The following is a 10,032-nucleotide window of genomic DNA, read 5'->3' as shown; positions in this document are numbered from 1 at the left end:
GTCCGGTGCCCCTCCGCTTTTTCGTGCCCGGCCGGCCGGGATTGCGGAACGGCGGTCTCCAATTCCCGGTCATGGCCCGAACTTTGCCCTCCCATGGGTTAGGTTCACCGAACAGGTGTGCTCGACACCTCGTCACAATCCTTGGGGGGATGGGGAGTTGGCCGATCAATTCAAGATCGACATGGATCGGATGAGAACGGTGTCCAAGCAGCTCGATGAATGTGCCAAGCGCATGAAGACGGTCGCCAAGAGCCTGGAGAACGCCGGGATCGCCCGCCAGACCGGCAACGCGTGGCTCGACTCGGCTTGCCTGGGCTTCGAACGCCACTGGCACGGAGCGATGGGTCGGATGGGCAAGCTGGCCCACAACCTCCACGAGGGCCTGGACGAATCGCTCAAGGCCTACTCGGACAACGAACAAGGCGTCGCCAAGGCCTACGGCGCGACCTGATCCGACCAGCAGCGGGGGACATCCACCATGAGTGACAAGAACTGGCCGGGCCTCGGCTTCTGCCCGGCCCCGGGGGACCTGGCGGGCATCGCCAAGATGTACGCGGACGTCGACGCCGTCGCCCGGGAACTGGAAGAACTGCGGAGCACGCTCGCCGGCATCGGCTCCGACGGCGGAGCCTGGGAGGGCGAGGCGGCCCGCAAGTTCGCCGACAAGCTGGGCCAACTACCCAAGTACCTCACCCAGGGCCACGAGTCGATGGCCGCCTGCTCGCGGGCCCTCAAGGCCTGGCACACCCAGCTCTCCGGCATGATCACCACCGGCCGCACGATGGAGGCCGAGGCCGTCGAGCTGCGCGCGCGGCTGGCCGACACGGACGGCCAGGTCACCTCCCTCGGCAACACCCTGAAGGGCTACGCGCAGAACGGCGGGCAGACCGCCGACAACGTGATCAACCGCGCCCAGGCGCAGTTCGACGCGGCCCGGGAGGCCAGCACCCGCTGCCACCACCAGCTCGACGAGGTCATCAAGCGCGCCCACAAGCAGTTGGAGGACCACCGACACAAGGCCGAGGCCGCCGCCAAGGCGATCGTGGAGGCGTCCCGCCACCACCCGCCGGACCCGGGCCTGTTCAAGCGGATGCTGGACAAGGTGAACAAGGCCTGGCAGAAGTCGCTGGACTTCCTGTCCGACCATGCCGACATCCTGTCGATGATCTCGGCCGGGCTGACGATCGCCGCGCTGTTCACCCCGTTCGGCCCGGTGCTGGCCGTCGCGGCCGTGCTGACGAGCGCGGGCGCGCTGAGCGGTCACAGTATCGCCAAGCTCCGTGGCAAGGACGTGTCGTGGCTGACCATCGGACTGGATTCGTTGGGCGTGATCCCCGGCATCGGGGCGATCAAGGGATTCGCCACCGCCGGAAAGTCGCTCACCAAGATCCCGGGCAGCGGTCTCGTCAACAAGCTGGTCGTGGCACCGATCAGGAATCTCAAGGCAGAAGTGGCGGCGGCCAAGGGATCCGGTTTCACCGCGCGAGCCGCGGGCGCCGGCAACACGGCACTCACCATGGCCAGGAATCCACTGTCGACCAGGGCCATCACCTTTTTGCGGCCCACGCTCGACCCTGCGAAGGTCACGGCCGGGGCAAAGGCGGCCTCGATCGCCCACGGCATCTACAAGCAAGTGGACAAAGCGATGGAGAGAAAGAGCGCGAACCAGCGCGTCGTGCTTCCCGGGCCACTCGCGAAGCCCACGGTCCGTCCCGCGTCCGCCCCGTTCCTGAACGCCGTCGGCTGAGAGGAGAGACCCATGGCGAAGGACCTCCATGTGACGCTCCCCGCCGAAGGCGGACGGATGGCCGCGGTGCCCGAGGTGGCCGAGGCCGCACGGCGGGCCGAGACGCTCTACGGGATCAACCTGCTGCACGACCACGTGGCCCGCGATGTGGTGGCCAAGCACCTGCGGATGCGGGACCAGCAGGATTGGTACTCCGAACTGGCCGGTCTGTTCATCATCGGGGGGATCGCGGGCGCCGTGTTCTTCGGCACGTCGATGAGCTCGCCCGCTGAGGCCCAGCAGGTGGCCGGCCTGGTGGCGACGATCCTTGCGATTCCCGTCGGTATCTGGATCGGGTTGTACGGCATGTCCTGGGAGACGGAGAAGAATACCGCCTCCGTGCACTTCACCACCTACGTCGGCCTGTTGAACCGGGCACGGGGAGCCGGGCTGACGGTCAGGATCCCGCCTGAGTGGGGAACCGCCGCCGAGCGGGCCTCGTGGGTGGAGGGCACGGCCGCTCCACCTCCGCAGTCGGCAACCGCCCGGGGCGCGTCCCCCACCGGTCCGGCTCCCCCTCAGCCGGCCGTGGCGCAGCCGACCTCGTGGTGGCCGGCCGACGCCGTGATCGACCCGAAGTTCCCGGTACTGCCGACCGCCGTACTCGCGCGCCACTGGGCCCTGGCCGGCCGGTCCCGCGAACTCGGTGCTCCGCACGGTGTCGACTTCCTGGACGAACAGGCCGTCCGGGGGCTGCTCACCGCCGTGAAGCGGTCCCGCAGGCGGATCAGCGTGTGGGGCAGGACATTCGTCCTCACGGTGGTCGCCGGCATGATCGTCGCTCCCATGGGCATGGACCCCGCCGGTGCCGGGTACCGCCGACAGCTCACCTCCCTGGGGATCGGACTGATCGCCATCGGCGTGCTCGCTGTCCTCCCCGCGCTGAAGGAGCTCTGGACGTGGCGCCGCTCCGGCTTGCGCGAGCGCGCCAACGCCTACCTCGACCTGCTCGTCGAGGCCCATTCGTACGGCGTCCCGGTCCCCGTCCCGCCGTCCTGGCTGGACGTCCGCAACCGCATCCGCAAACCCTCATGAGCTCCGTGGGAGGCCCGATGTCCGGCACCCCGACAGCCGACCGTCCCGCTCCGGCCGAGGACACGCCGCTCCAGATCCGCTTCATCGTCCCGCCCGCCTTCCACGAGATCCCGGTGTTCGGCACCGAGGAGCAGGTGGCGGAGGAGCTCTGGGAGATGGTCTGCGAGGTACTGGCCTCCCGGCCCGAGGAGGACCGGGCGACCTGGGCCATGACGCTGGCCGGGCTGATCCCGTCGATGGCCGAGGCCGGGGTGATCCACGCCGGGATGTGCCTGGTGGACGTGGACGGCCGGCCGAGCATGGCCACGATCACCGCCTCGCTGTGCCCCTTGGAGGGCACCGACTACCCGGGCGCGGTGGACTTCCTGCTCACCCGGCTGGCCCTGTCCCGTCCGGAGGCGGAGGTGACGGCGGTCGAGCTGCCGGCCGGGCGGGCGGTGGCGGTCATCGACGCCGTCGCGACGGCGGTGGACGACGGGTCGACCCCGCTCGACGGCCTGGCGGTCCCGCTCGTCGACGGGGTGCTGACCACCTCGGTGATCCAGGTGCACCTGCCGCTGCCGAACGAGTCGCAGCTGCTCTCGCTGGAGCTGAGCACCCCCTGCCCGGAGGACTGGGTGCTGTACTCGGAGCTGTTCGCGGACGTCGTCCGCAGCATCCACCTGGAGTTCGCCGACCTCCCGACCGTCTCCGAGCCGCTGTACGACACGGTGGACGAGGAGGTCGCGCAGCGGGTGAGGGCCGCCTTCGGGTGATCGCGTCCGGGTGATCAGCTGAGGGTAGCCTTGCCGGAGTGAGCACCTGTGCGACCGTGTCGCGTGAACTTTCGGAACCGCTGGCCGCGACGGCGGCGGTGGCGAGCACCTGGCTGCTGGTGGAGCAGAACGGGCCGTGGGGCGCGAAGGCGCTGGGCGAGAGCCATCTGGACGCGGCGGTCGGGCGGGCGCTGGAGGCGGCCGCGGCCGGGACGGGCGTGCGGGTGGCGCTGATCCGCCGGCCGGGCCGGCACGCCGACTGCCTGCCGACCGCGCGGCACGAGGTGATCGTGGCGCACACGGTGCCGGGTCGCGGCTGGGTGCGCCGGGCGGCGGTGGCGGATCCGGCGGAGCTGCTGGGCCTGGACTTCGCGGCGCTGGGCGCCGGGGACCACAGCGGCTTCGGCGCGGAGCACGTCGGCGGCCCGGTGGCCCTGGTGTGCACCAACGGGCGCCGGGACCGCTGCTGCGCGCTGCTGGGCCGTCCGCTCGCGGCGGAGCTGGCGGCGGCCGGGCACAGCGAGGTGTGGGAGGTCACCCACCTGGGCGGGCACCGCTTCTCCCCCACGATGCTGGTGCTGCCGTACGGCTACGCGTACGGGCGGCTGACGCCGGAGACCGCCAAGGAGGTGCTGGCGGCGACGGCGGCCGGGCACACGGTGCCGGAGTGGTCGCGCGGCTGCTCGGGCTGGGAGCGTCCGGGCCAGGCGGCCGAGCACGCGGTGCGGCTGGCGACCGGCGAGACCGGGGTGGACGCGCTGACGCTCGTCCAGCGGCCGGACGGCGAGCGCCGCTGGCTGGTGACGGTGCTGCACCGGGACGGCCGGTCCTGGGAGGTGGACGTGATCGAGGCGGTGAGCGAGCCGGCGCGTCCGGAGAGCTGTGGCAAGGCGGCGGGGACGCCGTCGCGGATGGACGTGCTGTCCGTACGAGGGGTCTGAAGCACGACGGCACGGCGGCCCCGCGCCCGTGGGGGTGGGCGCGGGACCGCCGTCGGCGGCGGGGCTCAGCCGGCGGCCTTGGCGACGAACTCCGTGGTGTACGTCTTCGCCAGGTCGATCGACCCCTCCTTGCCCTTCACGTCCGGGTGGAACGCGGCGAGCACCGAGAGCACCGTCTTCGGCCCGTCGGGCGGCATCACGCCGTCCGTGGTGAACATCGGCAGCGTCGCCTTGATCGCCGCCGCGTACTGCTCGGCGCCGCCCTGGGCGTAGTCGGCGGGCATCTTCGCGGCGATCTCCTCGGGGCTGTGGGTGGACATCCACATGAGGGTCTTCACGAAGGCGTTGGCGAGCTTCTGGGTGGTGTCCTTGTTCTTCTCCACCCAGTCGGTGTTCATGTACAGCGACGAGGACGGGTACAGCCCGCCGAGCGCCTCGCGCGAGCCCTCGGGGGTGCGCATGTCGTACAGGACCTTGCCGAGGCCCTTGTCCAGGACGGCGGCGACGGTCGGGTCGGTGGTCATCCCGGCGTCGATGCTGCCCTGCTGGAGCGCGGCGATGAAGGTCTGGCCGGCGCCGACCGCGATCGGGCTGAACTCGCTGACGGCGGTGCCGTTCTTGACCGCGAGGTACTTGGTGAGGAAGTCGGTCGAGGAGCCGAGGCTGGTGACGCCGAGCTTCTTCCCCTTGAAGTCGGCGCCGGACCTGATCGCGTCGGCCTGCTTGGCGGAGACCACCTCGACCTCGCCGGGCGCCTGGGCGAACTGCACCACGGACTCGACCTTCTTGCCCTTGGCCTGGAGGTCGATGGTGTGGTCGTAGAAGCCGACGGCGCCCTGGACGTCCCCGGCGAGCAGCGCGGTGGTGGCGTTGACGCCGGCCGGTTCGGTCATCAGCTCGACGTTGACGCCGGCCTCGGCGAAGTAGCCGAGCCGCTGGGTGAGCATCGCGGGCAGGTAGATGACCTTGTCCAGGCCACCGACCATGATCTTGACCTTGGGTCCGTCGACCTGCTGCCCGGCGGGGGCGGCGACCGCGCCGTGTCCGGCGGTGGCGGCGTCGTTGGCGCAGGCGGAGAGCGGGAGGAGCAGGAGGGCGGCGAGGGCGGCGGCAGCGGGTCTGCGCATGGGTGGGGGCCTCTCTTCGGACGGGCGGGGGAGGTTCAGCGGCCGTCGCCCGCGTCGGCGGGCTTCCAGCGGAACAGCTTCTTCTCGGCGAAGGTCAGCAGCCCCTCGGTGAGCAGCGCGACGACGGCGAGGATGGTCATGGCCGCGTACACGCCGGCCGCGTTGAAGGTGCCCTGGGCGGCCGCGACGAGCAGGCCGAGGCCCTTGGTGGCGCCGATGTACTCGCCGACGATGGCGCCGATCAGCGCGAAGCCGAAGCTGACGTGCAGGCTGGTGAAGATCCAGGTGGTGGCGGCGGGGATGACGACCTGGAGGGTGACCCTGCGGTTGTCGGCGCCCAGGATGCGGGCGTTGGCGACGAGGTTGCGGTCCACCTCGCGGGCGCCCTGGAAGGCGTTGAAGAACACCGGGAAGAACACCAGCACCACCGCGGAGGCGACCTTGGAGGCCGGGCCGAGGCCGAACCAGATCAGGAAGATCGGCGCGAGCACGATCCGCGGGATCGCGTTGAGCACCTTGATGTACGGCCCGAACACGTCGGCCAGGAAGCGGATCCGGCCGAGCGCGATGCCCAGCAGCACACCGCCGATGACGCCGATCACCCAGCCGGCGAGGGCCTCGTACAGGGTGTAACCGATCTGCTCGCCGAGCGAGCCCTGCGCGGTGCCGTGGGTGACCCACTGCCAGATCTGGTCCCAGATCCTCGACGGCTGGGAGAAGTTGAACGGGTCGATGACGTCGGTGCGGGCGCAGACCTCCCAGAGCCCGAGGAAGGCGAGCAGCACCGCGACCCGGGCGCCGTAGACGACCAGCCTGCGGTTGCGGGCGGCCCGTTCGCGGGCCTCGGTCCTCGTCGTGACGGCCGGGGGCTTCCCGCCACCGGCCGTCGCGGCTCCCGGCGCGGCTCCCGACACGGACTCGGGCACGGAATCGGACGCGGTCTCAAGCGGCACGACCCGCTCCTCTCTCCCGGGTGATGCGCACCTCTTCGCCGAGCGAGGCCCAGATCTCGCGGTACAGCTCGACGAACCTCGGTTCCAGCCGGACGGCCTCCACGGTGCGCGGGCGCGGCAGGTCGACGGTGAAGACCTCCTTGACGGTGGCCGGTCCGGCCGTCATGACGACGACCCGGTCGGCGAGCGCGATGGCCTCGTCCAGGTCGTGGGTGACGAAGACGACCGACGAGCCGGTACCGGCCCACAGCTCCAGCAACTGGTCCGACATCAGGGCCCGGGTCTGCACGTCCAGCGCCGAGAACGGCTCGTCCATCAGCAGGATCGCCGGGTCGTTGACGAAGGTCTGGGCGAGCGCGACGCGCTTGCGCATGCCGCCGGACAGCTGGTGCGGGTAGCGGTCCTCGAAGGCGGCCAGGCCGACCCGGCCGAGCCAGTCCCGGGCCCGTTCCCTGGCCTCGGCGGCGGGCACGCCGCGGAACCGCGGGCCGGCCATCACGTTGGACAGGACGGTGCGCCAGGGGAAGACGGCGTCCTGCTGGAAGACGAAGCCGACCTTCGGGTCGATCCCGCGCACGGGCTCGCCGTACACCCGGACCTCGCCCTCGGTGGGCTCCTCCAGGCCGCTGACCAGGGTCAGCGTGGTGGACTTGCCGCAGCCGGTGGGGCCGACGACGGCGACGAACTCGCCCTGGGCGACGGTCAGATCGAGATCGCGGACGGCGGTGTGCAACGCCCCCGAGGGGGTGCGGAAGCGTTTGGTCGCGCCGGTCAGCTCGATCGCCGGGGTCTCGGTCATGCATTCCTCCCGGTTCTGTGCTTGCCCCGGAACGGTAGGAGCGGGCCCGGCCCCGGCGGGAGCCTTCTTCGCGTAGTGCGACTTCTCCGCATAGAGGGGTGTTCTGCTCGTTTTGCTTGCGCTACAACTGCGGGGACGCGGCTGACAGAAACACCGCGGAAACATAGGGTGTCCCGACCCCACCCACCGGAGGCGCCCCCACCCCGCCCTCGCCCCCACCTCCGCTCCCGTCCCCGCCCCCACCTCCGCTCCCGCCCCCACCCCCGCTCCCGGACACCCGATTCCCCCGCAGCCGCCGAGAGGAGGCCCGGATGAAGCTCCCCCGCCGGCCCCGCCGGGTCTTCGCCCAACTGCTGCTGAGCCAGACCGTCGTCACCGTCGGTGTCACCGCCGTGACCGCCGGGCTGTTCCTGGCCCCGGTCAGCAGCGAGCTGGACCACGACGCGATGCAGCGGGCGCTGTCGATCGCCCAGGCCACCGCCACCGACGAGAACATCGCCCGGGCCGCCGCCGGCCGCGACGTGGTGGCCGCGCAGCGCAACGCCGAGCAGATCCGGCTCGCCACCGGGGCCAGCTTCGTGGTGGTCACCGACCTGGACGGCATCCGGCTCTCGCACACCGACCCGGGCCGGATCGGCCAGCGGGTCAGCACCGATCCGGAGCCCGCCCTCAGCGGCCGCAGCGTCACCGCCATCCAGCAGGGCACCCTGGGCCGCACCGCCCGGGGCAAGGTGCCGCTGCGGATGGCGGACGGCCGGATCGTCGGCGAGGTCTCGGTCGGCATCAGCGACGACTCGATCCGCCGCCGGCTGCTGAAGATGCTCACCGGCATCCTGCTCTGCGCGGGCGCCGGCCTGGCCGCCGGGACGCTCGCCACCCTGCTCCTGGCCCGCCGCCTCAAGCGCCGCACCCACAACATCGCGCTGGCCGACATCTCCGCGCTGCTGGTGGAGCGGGAGGCGATGCTGCACGGCATCCGCGAGGGCATGGTGGCGCTGGACGAGCACGGCCGGATCCGGCTGGCCAACGACGAGGCGTTCCGGCTGCTCGGCCTGCCCGAGGACTGCGCCGGCCGCCCGATCGGCGCGGTGCTGCCGCCGGGCCGGCTGGCGGACGTGCTCGCCGGGCGGATCGCCGGCGCCGACCTGCCGGCCGTACGGGACGACCGGGTGCTGGTGGTCAACCGGACGGCCACGCCCGAGGGCGGCGCGGTCGTGACCCTGCGGGACCGCACCGAGCTGGAGTCGCTGGTCCGCGAGCTGGACACCACCCGCAGCCTGACCGAGGCGCTGCGGGCCCAGGACCACGAGCACGCCAACCGGATGCACACCCTGCTGGGCCTGCTGGAACTGGGCCGCCACGAGCAGGCGGTGGCGTTCATCTCGGAGCAGTCCGGCTCGCACGCGGTGGTCGCGGCCCGGATCGCCGAGCAGGTGCAGGACCCGCACGTGGCGGCGCTGCTGGCGGGCAAGAGCGCGGTGGCGGGCGAGCGCGGGGTGCGGCTGGCGCTGGCCCCGGCCGCGCACCTGCCGGACGCGGTGGTGGACGCCCGGGCGCTGGTGACGGTGCTCGGCAACCTGATCGACAACGCGGTGGACGCGCTGGCCGCGGGCGGCGGGGGCCGGGTGGAGGTGAGCCTGGCGGCGGCCGGCTCGACGCTGCTGCTACAGGTCGCGGACAGCGGCCCGGGCGTGCCGGAGGAGCTGCGCGAGCAGGTCTTCGAAGAGGGGTGGACCAGCAAGGACGCGCCCGCGCACCGTCCGCGCGGGCTGGGGCTGGCGATGGTGCGGCGGCTGGTCGAACGGACCGGCGGCCGGATCGTGCTCGACACCGGGCCGCTCGGCGGTGCCCGGTTCACCGTCGAGCTGCCCGAGGCCCTGCTCACCACCCAGCTCGTGGAGGCGTGATGATCGACGTACTCGTGGTGGACGACGACTTCCGGGTCGCGGACGTGCACGCCGCCTACGTGGCCAAGGTCCCCGGCTTCCGGGTGACCGGCACCGCGCACTCGGCCGGGGAGGCACTGGCCGCCCTGGAGCGCCGCCCGGTGGACCTGCTGCTGCTCGACCACCACCTGCCGGACGAGACCGGCCTGGCCCTGGTGCGCCGGCTGCGGGACCGCCAGGTGGCCTGCGACGTGATGATGGTGACGGCCGCCCGGGACGTGTCGACGGTGCACGCCGCGATGCAGCACGGCGCGCTCCAGTACCTGGTCAAGCCGTTCACCTTCGCCGGGCTGCGGGAGAAGCTGGTGGCGTACGCGCAGCTGCGGCACGCGCTCGCCGCCCCGGCCCGGGAGGCCGGCCAGGACGAGGTGGACCGGCTGTTCGCGACCCTGCGCAGCGCCGCCGCCCCGGCCGGGCCGCTCCCCAAGGGCCACTCGGCGCCCACCACCGACCTGGTGATGGGCGTCCTGCGCAGGGCCGGCCGGCCGCTCTCCGCCCAGGAGGTCGCCGACGCCACCGGGCTGAGCCGCTCCACCGCGCAGCGCTACCTCAAGCAGCTGGAGCGGGACAGCCGGCTGCGGCTGACCCTGCGGTACGGCGACACCGGCCGCCCGGAGCACCGCTACGGCCTGGCGGCCCGAGCGTAGCCGTACCGGTCACGCCTGGACCGGGCCCGGACAGGGGGGAACC

The 10,032-nt window shown here is 72.2% G+C and carries 10 protein-coding genes; 7 read left to right on the top strand and 3 right to left on the bottom strand.

Annotation, left to right across the window (positions count from 1 at the left end):
* The first annotated feature begins 199 nt into the window (after positions 1-199).
* From ACFU6K_RS19335 to ACFU6K_RS19315, 5 genes are read left to right on the top strand one after another with little or no spacing between them, the layout of a single operon-like run.
* On the top strand, positions 200-451 hold the full coding sequence (locus ACFU6K_RS19335) for a hypothetical protein (protein WP_380664556.1): 252 nt from the start codon (positions 200-202) through the stop codon (positions 449-451).
* Positions 452-478: 27 nt separating this feature from the next.
* Entirely contained in the window at positions 479-1,747 is a 1,269-nt protein-coding gene (locus tag ACFU6K_RS19330) for a hypothetical protein (protein ID WP_380664554.1), read from the top strand.
* Between the two features lie 12 nt (positions 1,748-1,759).
* The gene (locus ACFU6K_RS19325; protein WP_380664553.1) at positions 1,760-2,821 is read left to right on the top strand and encodes a hypothetical protein; all 1,062 of its coding nucleotides are present in this window, start codon (positions 1,760-1,762) and stop codon (positions 2,819-2,821) included.
* Positions 2,822-2,838: 17 nt separating this feature from the next.
* Positions 2,839-3,576 (top strand): hypothetical protein, encoded by a 738-nt coding sequence (locus ACFU6K_RS19320; RefSeq protein ID WP_380664551.1) that lies wholly within the window; start codon positions 2,839-2,841, stop codon positions 3,574-3,576.
* Positions 3,577-3,614: 38 nt separating this feature from the next.
* Positions 3,615-4,517, top strand: a complete 903-nt coding sequence (locus ACFU6K_RS19315; RefSeq protein ID WP_380664549.1) for a sucrase ferredoxin — start codon at positions 3,615-3,617, stop codon at positions 4,515-4,517.
* A gap of 65 nt (positions 4,518-4,582) precedes the next feature.
* Here the strand turns inward: ACFU6K_RS19315 and ACFU6K_RS19310 are convergent, their stop codons facing one another.
* Genes ACFU6K_RS19310 through ACFU6K_RS19300 form a run of 3 tightly spaced genes read right to left on the bottom strand, consistent with a single transcriptional unit; the run spans position 4,583 to position 7,396 of the window.
* Positions 4,583-5,644, bottom strand: a complete 1,062-nt coding sequence (locus tag ACFU6K_RS19310; protein ID WP_380664547.1) for an ABC transporter substrate-binding protein — start codon at positions 5,642-5,644, stop codon at positions 4,583-4,585.
* Positions 5,645-5,679: 35 nt separating this feature from the next.
* The gene (locus ACFU6K_RS19305) at positions 5,680-6,597 is read right to left on the bottom strand and encodes an ABC transporter permease (RefSeq protein ID WP_380664545.1); all 918 of its coding nucleotides are present in this window, start codon (positions 6,595-6,597) and stop codon (positions 5,680-5,682) included.
* Positions 6,587-7,396 (bottom strand): ABC transporter ATP-binding protein, encoded by an 810-nt coding sequence (locus tag ACFU6K_RS19300; protein WP_049650781.1) that lies wholly within the window; start codon positions 7,394-7,396, stop codon positions 6,587-6,589. Before ACFU6K_RS19300 ends, ACFU6K_RS19305 begins: the two co-directional genes overlap by 11 nt.
* A gap of 311 nt (positions 7,397-7,707) precedes the next feature.
* Here ACFU6K_RS19300 and ACFU6K_RS19295 point away from each other — a divergent pair, with 311 nt between their 5' ends.
* Both ACFU6K_RS19295 and ACFU6K_RS19290 read left to right on the top strand, forming a co-directional pair.
* Positions 7,708-9,303, top strand: a complete 1,596-nt coding sequence (locus ACFU6K_RS19295; protein WP_380664543.1) for an ATP-binding protein — start codon at positions 7,708-7,710, stop codon at positions 9,301-9,303.
* On the top strand, positions 9,303-9,989 hold the full coding sequence (locus ACFU6K_RS19290; RefSeq protein ID WP_380664541.1) for a response regulator: 687 nt from the start codon (positions 9,303-9,305) through the stop codon (positions 9,987-9,989). The genes ACFU6K_RS19295 and ACFU6K_RS19290 overlap by 1 nt, the downstream gene beginning before the upstream one ends.
* Positions 9,990-10,032 lie beyond the last annotated feature (43 nt).

Source organism: Kitasatospora sp. NPDC057512 (assembly GCF_042802135.1).
Taxonomy (GTDB): Bacteria; Actinomycetota; Actinomycetes; order Streptomycetales; family Streptomycetaceae; genus Kitasatospora.
The sequence above is the reverse complement of the archived record's forward strand: the minus strand, read 5'-3'. Positions and strand labels throughout refer to the sequence as shown.

Excerpts from the sequence above, each read along its gene's own strand:
- ACFU6K_RS19300 (WP_049650781.1), bottom strand. The coding sequence starts at position 7,396 with ATGACCGAGACCCCGGCGATCGAGCTGACCGGCGCGACCAAACGCTTC.
- ACFU6K_RS19325 (WP_380664553.1), top strand. The coding sequence starts at position 1,760 with ATGGCGAAGGACCTCCATGTGACGCTCCCCGCCGAAGGCGGACGGATG.
- ACFU6K_RS19295 (WP_380664543.1), top strand. The coding sequence starts at position 7,708 with ATGAAGCTCCCCCGCCGGCCCCGCCGGGTCTTCGCCCAACTGCTGCTG.
- ACFU6K_RS19290 (WP_380664541.1), top strand. The coding sequence starts at position 9,303 with ATGATCGACGTACTCGTGGTGGACGACGACTTCCGGGTCGCGGACGTG.
- ACFU6K_RS19330 (WP_380664554.1), top strand. The coding sequence starts at position 479 with ATGAGTGACAAGAACTGGCCGGGCCTCGGCTTCTGCCCGGCCCCGGGG.
- ACFU6K_RS19310 (WP_380664547.1), bottom strand. The coding sequence starts at position 5,644 with ATGCGCAGACCCGCTGCCGCCGCCCTCGCCGCCCTCCTGCTCCTCCCG.
- ACFU6K_RS19320 (WP_380664551.1), top strand. The coding sequence starts at position 2,839 with ATGTCCGGCACCCCGACAGCCGACCGTCCCGCTCCGGCCGAGGACACG.